This window comes from Bacillus sp. V3-13, assembly GCF_002860165.1.
GTDB lineage: Bacteria > Bacillota > Bacilli > Bacillales > Cytobacillaceae > Bacillus_BJ.
In genome coordinates this window covers 110,294-125,556 of record NZ_PGUZ01000033.1, presented here as the reverse complement: position 1 = coordinate 125,556, position 15,263 = coordinate 110,294, and the positions used below count along the sequence as shown (strand labels likewise).

Sequence of the window (15,263 nt, the reverse complement as noted above, 5' to 3'; positions counted from 1 at the left end):
ATAAAGTTTTGCTCGTTCCCTTTGCGATAACCGAACTTCGTTAACGATAGGCATACGGCACACCTCTTTTTAAGAGGTATTTACCCATTCTCGTCTAACTCATAACTTTAATTTTGATCGTGTACTAGTCTCCTCCCAGGAACAAAAAAAGCAGCTAGAAGAACGCCTAGAAACATTAAATACGGAAATAACAGAAGCCGATACTTCACCTGTTGACTATGATTCAGTACAACGATTATTAGGGGATTTTCAGGTTTTACTCTCACAGGTTGAGCCAGAAGAACAAAAAATACTGCTCCGCTCTATCATTAAAGACATTCAGGTGAGTCTAGAAGCACCACGTGGTATAGGCCGTCATATTACAAAGATTAACCTTTTCTTTGATTTCACCATCGATGCTATGGCCGACAGCTACGAATTGCTGCAAAAGATTTATCCAGACCTTGAACAACAGCTAGATGCCTGGTCAAAAAGCTCCATTTCATACGGTAAATATAAAAGGGACATGCTTGAGTCCCTTAATAGTTTACCTTTATTTATGGTACGGTTCACCCTAATTAACCCTAAAAAATTTAGACCTGTTGGTTTTTATATAAGACCTGTTACTCACTACAGCTGCTATTACTAATCTTTTCGGACCAGCAGTGTACAGCACTCCACATGCGCAGTCTGCGGAAACATGTCAACAGGCTGAATGTACTCAACCTTATATTCCCGGCCCAAGAAATCAATATCCTTGGCAAGAGTGGAAGGGTTGCATGAAACATAAATCAGTTTCTTCGGCTTTATTTTCAGTACTGTCTGCAAAAATTGACGGTCGCAGCCGGTGCGTGGTGGGTCGACGATGATGATATCGGGTTTCCAGCCTTCTTTCAGCCATTTTGGCAGGAGGTCTTCTGCTTTGCCTGTGACATACGTTGCTTGGTCCACTCCATGACGCTTTGCGTTTTTCTTTGCATCTTCAATCGATTCCGGGACGACGTCCATTCCCCTGATTTCTGCTGCGTCATCCGCCAGCCACAGTCCGATTGTTCCAACTCCGCAGTATGCATCGACGATTTTTTCCTTGCCGGTGAGCGCTGCCGCTTTTTTCACTTCATTATAGAGAACGACCGTTTGTTCGGGATTCAGCTGGAAGAAGGTACGGGCTGACAGTTCGAATGATAGCTCTCCCAACGTTTCCTGGATGAAGTCCTTGCCGGCCAATGTTTCTGTTTTATCGCCGAAAATCACCGATGTTTTTTCACCATTGATGTTCTGGACAATCGATTTTACATCTGGCAGCCTCTTGAGAATTTCCTGGATGACAAGATCTTTTTTGGGGATCTCGGCCGTTGCGGTGATGAGCACGATCTGCAATTCTGCAGTTTGCACTCCGACTCTCGCCACGATTGTCCGGACGACGCCTTTTCGGGTTCTTTCATTATAGATCGGGATTTTCAAATCCTGCAGGACACCTTTGACGATTTCTGTCGCGTTGTTCGTTTGCGGGTGCTGAACGGCGCACTGCTGGATGTTGATCAGTTTGTGCGAGTTTAAGCCGTATAGACCGGCAAGTACTTTGCCATCACGTTCCCCGACCTGGAATTGGCTTTTATTCCGGTAATTCCATGGATCAGCCATGCCGATCGTTTCTCTAATGTCTAGCTCGTCAACTTTCAGTTTTGTATGTCGTTCAAGGGATTGAACAACGATATCACGTTTTCCCTTTAATTGCTGGTCATAGTGCAAATGCTGAAGCTGGCAGCCTCCGCATTGTTCGTAAATGGGACAGACCGGTTTAACTCTGTACTCCGACTTTTTACGGATTTTCTTGATTCGCGCTTCAGCAAACTTTGGATGGACCTTGGTTGCCTCAACTACGACTTCTTCTCCCGGGAGAGCTCCAGGTACAAATACTACTTGTTTCTTGAAGTATCCGACGCCTTCCCCATTAATTCCGAGCCGTTTAATCGTCAGCGGAAAAGTTTGATTCGGTTTTATTTTAACGGTTTGTTCATTTTTCATGATGTACAACTCCAGTATTATTCAATGCTCCTCCATAAATAAAGCGAAGCATAGCTTAAATATGGTTCCCAACCGATTTTATAGTCTTCCATTTCTTCGAGAGTTGGTTTTCGGTCGAGACCAAACAATATTTTCAATGCATTTTGGATGCCAATGTCGGCTGTCGGGAAATGATTTGGCCTTCCAAGTCCAAACAGCAGGAAATTTTGCACGGTCCAAGGCCCGACGCCGCGAAGCTTGATCAGTTTTGCCATAATCTCATCATCTGGCAACTTTTCAATTTCAGAAAAATCGAGCCGGCCTTCGACAATTTCCCGGGCAATTCCGATCACATATTCCGCTTTGCGACCGCTGAACTGCAAAGCTCTAAGATCCTCCGTCTTCAGAGCCGCCAGCCTTTCGGGTTGTGGATAAAACCAGACCCCGTCTTTTTCAAATCCAAAGGTTTTGACCATGCGTTCTGTAAGTGTCTGTGCAAAAGACAGATTTAATTGTTGATGGACAATGCATTTAAGCAAGCAGCTGTATGGATCGAAATCGAGTACAAGCGGTGTTCCGTAATGCTTAGTAAATAGGTCTTTCAGCTTTGTTGCCTGAAAATGCTGATGAATCTGTTGCAAAGGCGTATGCCATTGAAAGATTGCCGACAATCTTGCTATTGCTGGTTCTTTATAGCGATTCTCTATCCCCGAAATACTAAACTCAGGCTCATCCACCGTGCCTTTAGCAGTAATCTCGGCAACAAACGGCTCGCGCTCTATCACCAGCGGGACTTTAACCGCACGCTTTTCTTTGTTAACTGTATTTAATGAATCAAGCGAGAGCCTGTCCAGCACAAGGTCAAAATTATATGGGCCAGCAATCTTCAATGTTTCCATATCCATCCGTCCTTTTATCAGTTTCCCCGTATTATAGCATTTTTTATGAATCATATCGCGGCAGGTGCACAAAAAAAATGAAACTCGCCGCTGCTGAGGGCGAGTTTCAAACATTGTTTAGTTAGTAAAGCATTCGCTCTTGTATCACCTTTTCCATTCTAAGATCATCAAGGCTTTTAAAAGTATATCCGCGTTTTTTTAAGTCCCGAATGACGCTTTGTAATGCATCGGCATTGTCCTTCGATACAGTATGTAACAGCAAAACCGCTCCAGGATGAATTTGTTTCATAATATTGTTGTATGCATAGTCTGCGTCTTTTTGCCGGTCTGTTTGCCAATCAATATACGCAAGTGACCAGAAAACATGTGTGTAACCTTCCTGTTTGGCAAGCGCGAGTGTCCGCTCACTAAAAATGCCCCGTGGCGGGCGCAAATAGATCATTTGCTTTTTTCCTGTCAGCTCAGCTGTTGCGCTCCTTACTCTTTCAAGCTCTTCTTTGAACCGTTTGTCGCTCACCTTTGTCAAATCAGGATGATGCCACGAATGGTTGCCAATCGTATGTCCTTCGTCACTCATGCGCTCCACCAGATCTGGCGCGGTTTGCAGATAATGTCCGGTTATAAAAAAGGCAGCGGGTACATTTTCTTTTTTCAATACATCCAAAATCTGGCCCGTGTAGCCATTTTCATAGCCATTATCAAAAGTAAGGTAAATATCTTTTTTACGGGGATCGCCTTTATAAAAAGCATCATACCTTTCCAGCAGCTGATCGAGTGGCTTGCCTGCTTCTGCCGGAATCTCGTTGGCAGCCCTTTTGATTCCCCAGTGAATCGGAGAGTTCGCCGTCTCGGCAGCTGCACTATTTTGAAACATCAATGGCAGGAGAATCAGAATCAAAAGTGTTTTTAAACTGTTTTTCATTTTCAGCCTCCGCAAATGTTTTCTTTAGTGTTTGTTTTTCATAAAAAAACATTCAGGCTGAAGGACTATAGATAAAAGAAAAAGAGGACAGCAACTGCGCCATCCTCCTTGTTCGTTTCATTTGAAAACAGCTTCTTTAAACTGGGCAAGCTTCTCGAGTGAAGATTTATCGACATCTTCATGCAGACTGTTTCCATGAGAATCCATAGTGACGACCGCAGTAAACCCTTCTACCTTCAAGTGCCACATCGCTTCGGGGATGCCGAATTCCATGAGATCGACCCCTTCAACAGACTTGATGCAGTCGGCATAATACTGGGCCGCGCCGCCAATCGCATTTAAATAAACGCCTCCATGCTCCTTGAGAGTTGCCAATGTTTTCGGTCCCATTCCGCCTTTTCCGATCACGGCACGAATTCCGAACTTTTTCATGATATCTCCCTGGTACGGTTCCTCACGAATACTCGTTGTCGGGCCGGCTGCTTTTACATGCCACCTGCCGTCTTCATCTTTTAGCATAACCGGTCCACAATGATAAATAATCTGTCCATTTAAATCCCTCGGAGCTTCATGGTCCATTAAGTACTTGTGGATCGCGTCGCGGCCGGTGTACATCATGCCGTTAATCCGGACAACATCGCCAACCTTGAGCTGTCTTACTTTTTCCTCTGTAAGCGGAGCTTCAAGTGTGATTACTTCACTTGCAGTTTCTGATGCTGCGGCAACTTCTGCGGCAGCCTCCTGTTCCGCAAACTCGATTAAATCTCCTTCCTGGTACAGCCACTCATTTATGGCCCCGGTTTCTGGATCAATCAACACGCCAAGACGGCGGAACGCCCAACAGTTATATGCAACTGAAACAAAGAAACTCGCTGGTATCCGATTGATAACACCTACTTTACAACCTAAGAGCGTCGTTTCCCCGCCAAAGCCCATTGTGCCGATCCCCAGCTTATTGGCATTTTCAAGAATGTAATCTTCCAATTGCTGAAGTTCGGGAATTGGGTTGACGTCATCAACAGAACGAAATAACTGTTCCTTGGCAAGATCATAGCCTGAGGAGCGGTCTCCGCCAATGCCGACTCCGATAAATCCGGCGCTGCAGCCCTGGCCCTGCGCCTGATAGACTGAGTGAAGAATGCATTTTCGGATTCCGTCCAGATCGCGGCCGGCCCGGCCCACGCCATCCAGCTCGCATGGCAGGCTGTATTGAATATTTTTATTTTCACAACCGCCACCCTTTAATATCAGGCGGACGTCGATATAATCTTTTTCCCACTGCTCAAACTTAATGACAGGAGTGCCGGCACCAAGATTGTCGCCGCTGTTGTCCCCTGTTAACGAATCAACCGAATTTGGCCGTAATTTCCCGTCCTTTGTGGCGAGTGCGATTGCAGCTTGAATCGCTTTTTTCATTTCAATTTGGTTGGCACCAACCGGTGTCTTTATTTTAAAAGTCGGCAAGCCGGTATCCTGGCAGATTGGAGAAACATTTTCATCGGCCATTTTGATATTATTGGCGATTGTATCAAGGCTCATCGCCGATCTCGTTCCCGCGTTTTCGCGTTCTTTTGCAGCTTTTATTGCCCGTCTTACATCCTTTGGAAGCTTTGTCGATGTTTCGACGATCAGTTTGTACATACTTTCTTGAAATGCTGCTATGCTCATGTCCATTCCCCTTCCCTTTACGCCCCACTCATAAATAATTCGCAATTTTGGCAACTTAATTTCTTTTTCATTATACTCCTATCAACTGCCAATTTAAAGATATTGGCTGCAAGCGATTTCATCTTGTTTGCATCTGATTATGAAATGCTCATAAATTCGGCGTTTCGGATTTCGCTCGTAAATCCGCAATTGCGCTCGTAAATCTCAAGTTCCGCTCGTAAATCTCAAGTTCCGCTCGTAAATCTCAAATTCCGCTCGTAAATCTCAAGTTCCGCTCGTAAATCTCAAATTCCGCTCGTAAATCTCAAGAAACGCTCGTAAATCTCAAGTTCCGCTCGTAAATCTCAAGTTCCGCTCGTAAATCTCAAATTCCGCTCATAAATCTCAAGATCCGCTCATAAATCTCGAAAAATGCTCATAAATTTGCGGAAGAAGAAGCAGCTTGTATCCCAGAATTTGTGGCTCATACCTTAGTTTCTCGTCCATATAATCTAATCCCACATGAATGTAAAACTATTGACATCTATTGTTGTTACCTCAATAATGACTAAGGATTGCAGTTACTACGAGGAGAATGAAAAATGATAACTGAAAAGCGACAAATATCTCCGTTCTTTGATCCATGGGAAGCTTATATGGATGTCGAAGAGCATGGAAAACAAGTATTATCCAATATTGAATTTACTACAACGGTGTTATGCAATATGCGCTGTGAGCACTGTGCGGTCGGGTATACGCTTCAGCCAAAAGATCCGAATGGCCTTCCGATCAGCCTGCTCTTAAAAAGGCTGGACGAGATTCCCGCACTTCGTTCGCTCAGCATTACCGGCGGAGAGCCGATGCTGTCAAAAAAATCGGTCGAAAACTATGTGTTGCCGATCCTGAAATACGCTCACGAACGTGGCGTTCGGACGCAAATCAATTCAAATTTAACGATTGAATTAAGCCGTTATGAGCAACTCGCGCCTTACTTGGATGTACTGCATATTTCGCATAACTGGGGAACCGTAGATGATTTTGTTGAAGGCGGCTTTGCAATGATGGACAGAAAACCGACAGTGCAGCAGAGGGAAGCACTTTTTCAAAGAATCATTGAGAACAGCCGCGCTTTGGCTGAATCGGGTGTGATTGTTTCTGCCGAAACGATGCTTAATAAACGCACATTGCCTCATCTTGAAAATATCCACCGCCAAATTACTGAAGAAATGAAATGCCAGAGGCATGAAGTGCATCCAATGTACGCATCAGACTTTGCGTCAACTTTAGAAGTGTTAACATTGGACGAAATACGAAGTGCGATTCATCGCTTGCTCGATTTTCGCGATAAAAGGGTTTGGATGTTGTTCGGGACGCTACCTTTTTATCCTTGCAGCAGCAATGGCGAAGATCTGAAGTTGCTAAAAAGGCTTTACACGGAAGAAAATGTAACTGTCCGCAATGATCCCGACGGACGTTCGCGATTAAACGTCAACATTTTTACAGGTGATGTGATTGTCACTGATTTTGGCGACACTCCTCCACTTGGGAACATCAAAGAAGACAGCCTGGAGGATGCCTACAACAATTGGATAAAATCCGACCTTGCTTCGCAGTTAAACTGCCATTGTCCAGCCGTTAAATGTCTGGGGCCGAATGTTCTTGTGAAAAACAGTTATTATCCTGACATTGATTTTTCAAAAAGAAAAGCCAACATCCTATAAAATTTAAACCCCTTGCCCGGTGGCAAGGGGTTTTTTAGCTATTATCCTTGTTCAGAACCAATCTCGCGGTTTTTAAATTCCCGGCACTTTGATTCCAATTCATCCATAATGCCAAGCAGGCGGTCGATATCATCAATATCGGCCTCTCCGGGATCAATCGCATCAAGGACTTCAAGAAACATATTTAAACGCTGTTTTAAAAAAGCAATCTGTTGATTTTTATCATGAATTGGGCTGCCCAATACATTCTCTCCTTTCATTACCGTTTCAATCCTACAAAAAATTGCGCTTTTCTGCAACGGAAAATTTTCAGGAGCTTAAATGTCAGGACTGGATACATTAATTCATTCCGCTTGCTTTTCCTTCCCGGCTGGAGTCCGCAACACCATATATGGTTCCTGTTTTTTGATCGAATTGGATCGCCTGTACATTGCCAATGACATGGGGTTCGTCAGCAAATTGATAGCCCATCGATTCCAGAATCCCTTTGCTTTCCATGCTGATTCCTTTTTCCCATTCAATTAACGGGCCGGTTGTCGCCATAATTCGCGGTTCTTCGATCGCTTCCTTTAAATCCATTTTAAAATCAATCACATTAATAATTGTTTGGAAGACGGAGCCGATGATCGTTGGGCCTCCCGGTGATCCAAGAGTCAGGAAAGGCCTGTCATCCTTGAAAATAATCGTTGGGCTTTTACAGCTGACCGGACGCTTCCCGGGTTGCACTTCGTTAAGCCCGCCCGGTACCGCGTCAAAGTCGGTTAATTCGTTATTGAGGATAAATCCGTAACCAGGCACCATGATTCCCGACCCGAAAGGATGTTCAACTGTAGAAGTACAGGCAGCAATGTTTCCCCATTGATCGGTTACCGTAAAATGGGTGGTCTCGCTTTTTTCGATATCATCAGGTTGGCTGACATAGTGATGAGCGCCCGGTTTGTCGTATTTCCACGGGTTGCCGAACTCGATGGCATCGTTTCGCCGTTCAAAATTGATCAGCTTTCTCCGCTCATCGATATAGCGGTCATCAATTAATCCTTTTACCGGCATTTCCACAAATTCAGGATCACCAAAATAAGTGACCTTGTCGGAAAAACCGATCCGCATCGCTTCAGCAAGCAAATAATATTTTTCCCATGAACGCGGACCGTATTGCTCCAATTGAAAGCTTTCCAGCAGCTTTAATATGTGGATGACCATCAATCCGCCGGCACTTGGAGGGCTGGATGAGGCAATCTTATACCCTTTATACTCACCCCACATCGGTTCATCGATCGTGATTTGATAATTTTTCAAGTCATCCAGTTCCATGAATCCGCCCTCTTCCTTTAAGGCAGCGATGATCGCCTCTCCGATCTCGCCTTCGTAAAAGGCAGCGGTCCCTTTTTCCTGCAAAATTCGATACGTATGGGCAAGCTCTTTTTTCATTAACTTTTCGCCTTCCTTGCGGTGTTTACCCTCTGGAAGATAAAAGTTTTTAGCATGCTTACCAAGACGATAATCGAAATGCTCAAGCGCATCCTTGAACACCCAGTTGATTTCGACTCCCTTTTCGGCCAGCTCGATGGACGGTTCGATCAGTTCGGCGAGCGACTTCGTACCATACTCCGACAGCGCTGTATCCATCGCTTTTAGTATGCCCGGTACTCCGACCGCTGTCCCATGTGTTGACCGTTGCTTAAACGGAACAACCTCCCCGCTGTCGTCAAGGAACATCCGGGGATGAGCCGCCTTTGGCGCTCTTGTATGTCCGTCAAAAATTTTTGTTTCATTTGAATCGCGATGATGGACCATCATGAATCCGCTCCCGCCAATCCCGGTCATCATCGGCTCGGCCACATTCAAAGCAAATTGGATGGCGACAGCCGCATCAATGGCGTTTCCTCCCGACTCCAGGACTTTCTCGCCGATATCGGTTGCCAGGTGGTGCGCCGAAGCCACCATGCCTGTACGGCCTTTTGCTGTTTCTCTATCTATTGATGCCCGTTTGCTGCGGGTTATAAATGATTTATCTGTCTCATTAATCATCGCCAATTCCTCCATTTTCAAGAAAGTAACAGTTAAAGGTAAATACCCAGAGCCAACTCGCCTAAAACAAGATAAATACTGGGTGATATGTTAATGGAACCACTTTTTCTTGGCTTTTCTCCAAATAAAAAACAGCAATCCAGTGATTGCTGTTTTTTCAAGCCTGTCCATTAATTATTTTTTCCAGGCGGAACGATTTTTGTATTGCCTGCTCCTTGTGGAGAGGTAGTGCTTTTTTGGTTGCCAGAGCCGCCATTTATACTGATGCTGCTCGTACTGCTGCTTCCAGTGTTGTTAGTGCTATTGGAATTGTTGTTGCTATTGGTAGAGCTGTTGCTCATGTTATTATTATTTGAACCAGATTTCACTGCATCAAGCGGATTTTCAATTATTTCTGAACCGGCTTCCGCTACCTTGCTGCCAATTCCCATTAGATCATTTTTAGCTTCTTTTGCGGTTGACATTGCATCATTGGAAATCTCCTTGACTTCCCCCATACGGCTGAACACATCTTCATTCACTTTTTCGTATAACCTCTGAGCATCCTGAATCGCTTCTTTTAATGTATTGGAAGCATGTTTAAATTGATTGATCATTTGATCCTTTACTTCGCCTGGATTTTGCTTAACTTCCTCGTACATGTGCATAGAGGAATCCTTTAAATTGCTTACCGTACCTTTTACTTTGCTTCTGGTCGAGGAGTCCATTAACGCAACAGCTCCTCCGATAATTCCTCCAAGAATGATTCCTTTTAACAGCTTGCTGTTTTTTTCAGTATCCATCGTGTTTTGCGCCATGATAATTCCTCCTTTATGTCAGTTAACAATTTATTTCCCTGTTTGAATTGGTTATAAACTGAAAAAAGAGAAAGTGCGAGGTACACTCTCTCTTTTTCCGTCTACTAAAATGGCTTAACGAGGCTTTTCAGAGGAGACAAAAGTGAATGAAACATGATCTTGAACAGGTATCCATGCACCTATTCCCTGTGAAACAATGTTCTTTATAACGAGCTTCTTTTTATTGCCTTTAAGCATAATATAAACTTCTCCGTAAGTAACCTTCCCTTTTTCATTGACAGCCGAAGCATGGGCATACAGATAGCCAAGCCGGTTGGCAGGAATGTTGTAGATTTGGTCCTTTTTTGTACCTGCCCCGACGATTGTTTCAAAAGAAAGCGGCAAATTCGTTTTTTTGGTTGCCTTCACGAGCATCATTTCCTTTACTTCTTCAGCATTTGGCACTTTTGCTGTTAGCCCGCCTTTAACGACCTTTTGGGCCTCCTGAACGTAATGCATTTGATACGGGGTATTCCCGCCCCGGTTATCAAAGTAATTTGTATTGATCTTTTGGTACTCCCAGTTTGGGGCCGTTTCCGTGGATTCGTAATTTAGCGGCCACTGGCCAAGGTAAATGACGGCACGATAACCAACCGCGAATGGAGTACTGTTGATCGTCGTTTCATTCAGCATTCTGATCAACTCAGGATTTTCAATTTTGATTTTTGTGGAATGAACCAATTTCTGTGTCAGTTCACTTGGCTGCAAAAAAGGCATATCCTGGGCCGGATTGGGGTAAGTGTTTTCTTTTGTGATATTCATAACAGCACCCGGTATAATATATTTACTTTGCTGGGGCTGTGCGGCCTTTCCTTTTTCTTTCTCCGCCAAGGCCGTAGGTAAAAAAATCGATATCGAAATGAGAAAAATGAACAGAAGGGATAAGTATTTTTTCATGATGTCGACTCCTTTCAGCTATTACTCCATAAGTTATGGTGTTAGTTTTTTCGGAGTCGGCTTATATTATCCATGACTTTTTAAATGTTTCTCATAAATGTAATCATATTTTAATAATCAGAATATTTACAAATTTATCATAAAAGCTTATAATCAACTTAACACAACAAAAGGAGGGTAGTCATCATTCGCTTATTTTAAAAAAAGGAGGCAAAAACAACTGAAGCTGTTAGATGTCACTTGTACACGATAACAAATGAAGGTTGGTGATGCTTACTGACAATCGAGCGATTGAGTTACTCCTAACGTTAGAACCGTGATTTACAATAATCATACATTTGAAAAGAACAAAGACTCTGGACACTAACCTGTCTGGAGTCTTTTTTGTCGTTAATCTATTAATTCAAAAGTTTCTTTGATGACAATGCTTCCTTTCACCGATTGCACCATTGAACAATTTTTCTCTGTTAGTTTCATTGCTTTTTTCATTTTGTCTTCATTTAAATCTTTACCGTAAATTCGAAAGTGTAGGTGAACTTCTTCGATTTTATTCGCTTCTTGTTCATTTCTCCGCACATCTGCCTCGATTTTTATATCGTCTACTTGCATGCGCATTTTTTCCAGTATTCCTCGCAAAACTCCCCCGCTGCATACCGCAAGAGCGGAAACCATCAACTGGAAGGGGCGGAAACCATGCTGCTCATCTCCGGAAACATCCAGCCTTCCGAACGCAAATTCACTGTAAAAGCCCGATTCTTTCATGTTAAACTCCATCCTTGCACCCCGTTTCGTTGATAAAAGCCAGATCCTATAAACAGGTTACCCTATTTCTTTATGAACGAAAAGAAATGCACATTCCCGGTTCTATTTTGGTTGCAAAGAACGCTCTTTCCCGTTAACATTTCTTAAGGAACTGATTATTAGTTTGGAGAATATGATGATGAAAAATAATATAACACTGCGTTTTTGGATTTTAATTGGAATTGTCGCTATTTCAGGCTTTTCCCAGGGCATGCTGCTGCCGCTGATTGCGATTATTTTTGAACGGGACGGAATGTCATCTTCCTTGAACGGATTCCATACAACCGCCCTGTATATCGGGATTCTGCTCGCCTCGCCATTAATGGAAAGCCCGCTGAGAAGATATGGCTACAAGCCGCTCATTGTCGTTGGAGGCCTGGCGGTGGCGCTGTCACTTGCTTTGTTTCCTGTCTGGAAATCTTTCTGGTTTTGGTTTATCCTTCGGCTGGTTGTTGGTATAGGTGATCATATGCTTCACTTTAGCACCCAAACCTGGATTACTTCATTTTCACCTGAAAACAAGCGGGGACGAAACATATCTTTGTACGGTCTTTTTTTTGGTCTTGGCTTTGCTGCCGGGCCATTGATGACAAGATTAATTGAAGTGAACGAATCGCTCCCTTTCATGATTTCAGCTCTGATAAGCTTTGTTGCCTGGCTGGCAGTCTGGCTGCTTAAAAATGAACTGCCAGACCAGGCAATCGGGACCACTTCTTTTTTGGGTACGTTTAAGCGGTTTGGCCAGGTATGGAAATATGCCTGGGTAGCTTTTCTGCCGACCTTTGGTTACGGCTTTTTAGAAGCATCGCTTAACGGGAACTTCCCGGTCTATGCATTAAGATCCGGGATTGAGGTCAGCGCTGTATCGATTCTCCTGCCCGCTTTTGCAGTCGGCGGAATCGTCTTCCAGCTGCCGCTCGGCATTTTAAGCGATAAATACAGCAGGAAAAATGTTTTGCATTTTGTGATGATTTCCGGGTTTATTTGCTTCACTGCGGCTGGAATGCTTGAACAATCGATCACGGCTCTGTTTATCTGCTTCTTTATTGCGGGCATGTTGCTTGGCTCGACTTTCTCTCTCGGTATCAGCTATATGGCCGATCTGTTGCCGAAAGAGCTGCTGCCGGCCGGGAACCTTTTATGCGGAATTTTCTTCAGCTTTGGCAGTGTCTCAGGTCCGTTTATTGGCGGACTGGCGATCAAATATTTGCCCGGTGCAAGTTTCTTCTATGTAATCAGTTTTATGCTGCTGTTGATTTTTATCGGGCTGGCTGTTTTTCGTCCGGCCAAATCTGTTCATAAAACGCTTTACGCACAATATAAGCTTTGAAAAATAGGCTGCCCGCTGCTGTTATTTTTCAAACTTAATGCTTTTCAGCCTCATGCCTTGTATGATAGTATAGATTTAAAGTAATTTTCACAAAAGAATAATTCGATATAACCTTGAGCATTACTGCTGTCATCGCGAAGATGGCAGCTTTCGTCGTTTTATAGGGCAATTGATTGTGATTATTTTTCTCAATTAGAACTCAGGAAGGTGAGAAATGATGAATCCGGACGCACGAGCTTTAACTGGTAATAAATATGAGGTAAAACAGGAAAGCATCTTAACAAAAATCAAGCCCCATGCTGAATTAATCGCGGCAATTTTTAGCGGATTGCTAATTGGTGCAGGCTGGCTGCTCGAGCGCCTTGATAACGGGAGTGCCTCTGCGGTGATCTATTTGCTCGCGTTTGTGATCGGGGGATTTGCAAAGGCGAAGGAAGGCATTGAAGATACGATCGGCAATAAAGAATTGAACGTGGAAATGCTGATGATTTTTGCGGCTGTTGGATCAGCGATCATCGGATACTGGGCTGAAGGGGCCATCTTGATTTTCATTTTTGCCATGAGTGGCGCGCTTGAAACGTATACGATGAATAAGAGCCAAAACGAAATTTCCGCTTTAATGGAACTGCAGCCCGAAGAAGCTTTAAGAATCTCCAACGGCGCGGAGGAAAAAGTCCATGTGTCGTTATTGAACATCGGGGACCATATTTTAGTAAAGCCGGGTGAACGAATTCCATCGGACGGAAGAATCCACAAAGGGCAAACAACGATCGACGAGGCAGCGATTACCGGTGAGTCGATTCCTGTCACAAAAACGCCCGGTCATGAAGTATTTGCCGGGACCGTTAACTTAAATGGATCGATCACGGTAGAAATTACAAAGCCCAGCAATGAGACGCTCTTCCAAAAAATTATCCAGCTCGTTCAATCCGCGCAAACTGAAAAATCACCTTCGCAATTATTTATTGAACGCTTTGAAGGTACGTACGTAAAGGTCGTCCTTGCTGTGGTTGTTTTAATGATGATACTTCCTCATTTCTTGCTTGGATGGAGCTGGAATGAGACTTTTTATCGGGCGATGATTTTGCTTGTCGTTGCCTCCCCTTGCGCACTTGTGGCATCGATCATGCCGGCGACATTATCGGCGATTTCCAACGGCGCGCGGCATGGCATTCTTTTCAAAGGCGGAGTCCATCTCGAAAACCTCAGCCATTTGAAAGCAATTGCTTTTGATAAAACCGGCACGTTGACAAAAGGAAAGCCTGAGGTGACAGATGTTATTGTCAAAGAAGGATTTGCCAAAGAGGAAGCTCTGAAGATCGCCGGATCAATTGAAAAACACTCTAACCACCCACTGGCACAATCGATTGTCGACTACGCCAGCAAATATTATAAAGCCGCGTGGATCGAACCGGAAAGTTTTGAGGATGTAGCAGGCTGGGGTGTAAAAGCTTCCATAGAAGCTGCAAAATGGAAAGTGGGAAAAAGAGATTTTGTCGGCAATGAAGCTGCCGACAGCTTTGCTGATGGTGCAGCCCGCAAGCTTGCAAGCGAGGGGAAAACGATTGTATTTCTTCAAGCCGGAGAAGAAATTGTCGCTGCCTTTGCTTTAAAGGATGTCGTCAGGGCCGAGACAAAAGCAGCGATCGACAGCCTGAGAGAAGGCGGAGTTTACACAATTATGCTTACCGGGGACAGTGAAAAAACAGCTGTTGCGATTGCCCAGGAAAGCCATGTCGACGAATATATTGCTGACTGCCTTCCAGAAAGAAAGGTAGAAGAACTGAAAAAGCTGAAAAAAAGATTCGGCAATGTCGCCATGGTTGGCGACGGCATAAATGATGCCCCTGCCATGGCAGCAGCAAACGTCGGAATTGCGATGGGAGAAGGGACCGATGTAGCCCTCGAAACGGCGGATGTCGTGTTGATGAAAAACGATCTGCCGCGCATTTCAGAAGCGATCGAGCTTTCAAGAAGAATGAACACGATTGTCAAACAAAATATCATCTTTTCCATCACAGTGATTATGCTGTTAATCTCTTCTAACTTTTTGCAGGTGCTTGACCTTCCATTTGGCGTGATCGGCCATGAAGGCAGCACGATTCTTGTTATCTTGAACAGCTTACGGCTGTTGAAATAATTTAAAAAAGGCTGGTGTCTGTACCAGCCTTTTTGCTGCCTATTGTTTAGTCAACC

Annotated in this window: 13 protein-coding genes; 4 read left to right on the top strand and 9 right to left on the bottom strand. The window is 44.1% G+C overall.

The features are described 5' to 3' along the window. The first annotated feature begins 322 nt into the window (after positions 1 to 322). Complete coding sequence (locus CU633_RS22555; protein WP_142383413.1) at positions 323 to 628, top strand: hypothetical protein; 306 nt, start codon at positions 323 to 325, stop codon at positions 626 to 628. Here the strand turns inward: CU633_RS22555 and rlmD are convergent. The 4 genes from rlmD to CU633_RS13620 all read right to left on the bottom strand — a co-directional run bounded on the left by rlmD (position 625) and on the right by CU633_RS13620 (position 5,475). Then, complete coding sequence (gene rlmD, locus CU633_RS13635) at positions 625 to 2,007, bottom strand: 23S rRNA (uracil(1939)-C(5))-methyltransferase RlmD (RefSeq protein ID WP_101661144.1); 1,383 nt, start codon at positions 2,005 to 2,007, stop codon at positions 625 to 627. The two genes, CU633_RS22555 and rlmD, sit on opposite strands and share 4 nt — an antisense overlap. A 17-nt stretch (positions 2,008 to 2,024) precedes the next feature. After that, the gene (locus CU633_RS13630; protein ID WP_101661149.1) at positions 2,025 to 2,885 is read right to left on the bottom strand and encodes a DNA-3-methyladenine glycosylase family protein; all 861 of its coding nucleotides are present in this window, start codon (positions 2,883 to 2,885) and stop codon (positions 2,025 to 2,027) included. A 121-nt stretch (positions 2,886 to 3,006) separates the two neighbouring features. Further along, a complete protein-coding gene (pdaA, locus tag CU633_RS13625) occupies positions 3,007 to 3,759 on the bottom strand; it encodes a delta-lactam-biosynthetic de-N-acetylase (RefSeq protein WP_374703374.1) in 753 nt (250 codons plus the stop codon). A gap of 165 nt (positions 3,760 to 3,924) precedes the next feature. Further along, entirely contained in the window at positions 3,925 to 5,475 is a 1,551-nt protein-coding gene (locus tag CU633_RS13620; protein ID WP_101661142.1) for a fumarate hydratase, read from the bottom strand. A gap of 581 nt (positions 5,476 to 6,056) precedes the next feature. On the opposite strand from CU633_RS13620, the gene yfkAB reads away from it, so the two are divergent. After that, positions 6,057 to 7,175, top strand: coding sequence for a radical SAM/CxCxxxxC motif protein YfkAB (gene yfkAB / locus CU633_RS13615; protein WP_101661141.1), 1,119 nt, complete (start codon positions 6,057 to 6,059; stop codon positions 7,173 to 7,175). Positions 7,176 to 7,216: 41 nt separating this feature from the next. On the opposite strand, the gene CU633_RS13610 is transcribed toward yfkAB, so the two are convergent. The 5 genes from CU633_RS13610 to CU633_RS13590 all read right to left on the bottom strand — a co-directional run bounded on the left by CU633_RS13610 (position 7,217) and on the right by CU633_RS13590 (position 11,710). Continuing rightward, entirely contained in the window at positions 7,217 to 7,417 is a 201-nt protein-coding gene (locus CU633_RS13610; RefSeq protein WP_101661140.1) for an SE1561 family protein, read from the bottom strand. Between the two features lie 97 nt (positions 7,418 to 7,514). Then, on the bottom strand, positions 7,515 to 9,203 hold the full coding sequence (gene ggt / locus CU633_RS13605) for a gamma-glutamyltransferase (protein ID WP_101661139.1): 1,689 nt from the start codon (positions 9,201 to 9,203) through the stop codon (positions 7,515 to 7,517). Positions 9,204 to 9,373: 170 nt separating this feature from the next. Continuing rightward, positions 9,374 to 10,000: a hypothetical protein gene (locus CU633_RS13600; RefSeq protein WP_180954966.1), complete on the bottom strand. Its 627-nt coding sequence runs from the start codon at positions 9,998 to 10,000 to the stop codon at positions 9,374 to 9,376. A 114-nt stretch (positions 10,001 to 10,114) separates the two neighbouring features. Next, a complete protein-coding gene (locus tag CU633_RS13595; RefSeq protein ID WP_101661138.1) occupies positions 10,115 to 10,936 on the bottom strand; it encodes a YfkD famly protein in 822 nt (273 codons plus the stop codon). A gap of 390 nt (positions 10,937 to 11,326) precedes the next feature. After that, positions 11,327 to 11,710 carry an OsmC family protein gene (locus CU633_RS13590; protein ID WP_101661137.1) on the bottom strand — a complete coding sequence of 128 codons (384 nt, stop codon included), beginning with the start codon at positions 11,708 to 11,710 and terminating at the stop codon, positions 11,327 to 11,329. A 166-nt stretch (positions 11,711 to 11,876) separates the two neighbouring features. Between CU633_RS13590 and CU633_RS13585 the strand changes: the two genes are divergently transcribed. Further along, a complete protein-coding gene (locus tag CU633_RS13585) occupies positions 11,877 to 13,067 on the top strand; it encodes an MFS transporter (protein WP_101661136.1) in 1,191 nt (396 codons plus the stop codon). A 217-nt stretch (positions 13,068 to 13,284) separates the two neighbouring features. Then, positions 13,285 to 15,207, top strand: coding sequence for a heavy metal translocating P-type ATPase (locus CU633_RS13580; protein ID WP_101661148.1), 1,923 nt, complete (start codon positions 13,285 to 13,287; stop codon positions 15,205 to 15,207). Positions 15,208 to 15,263 lie beyond the last annotated feature (56 nt).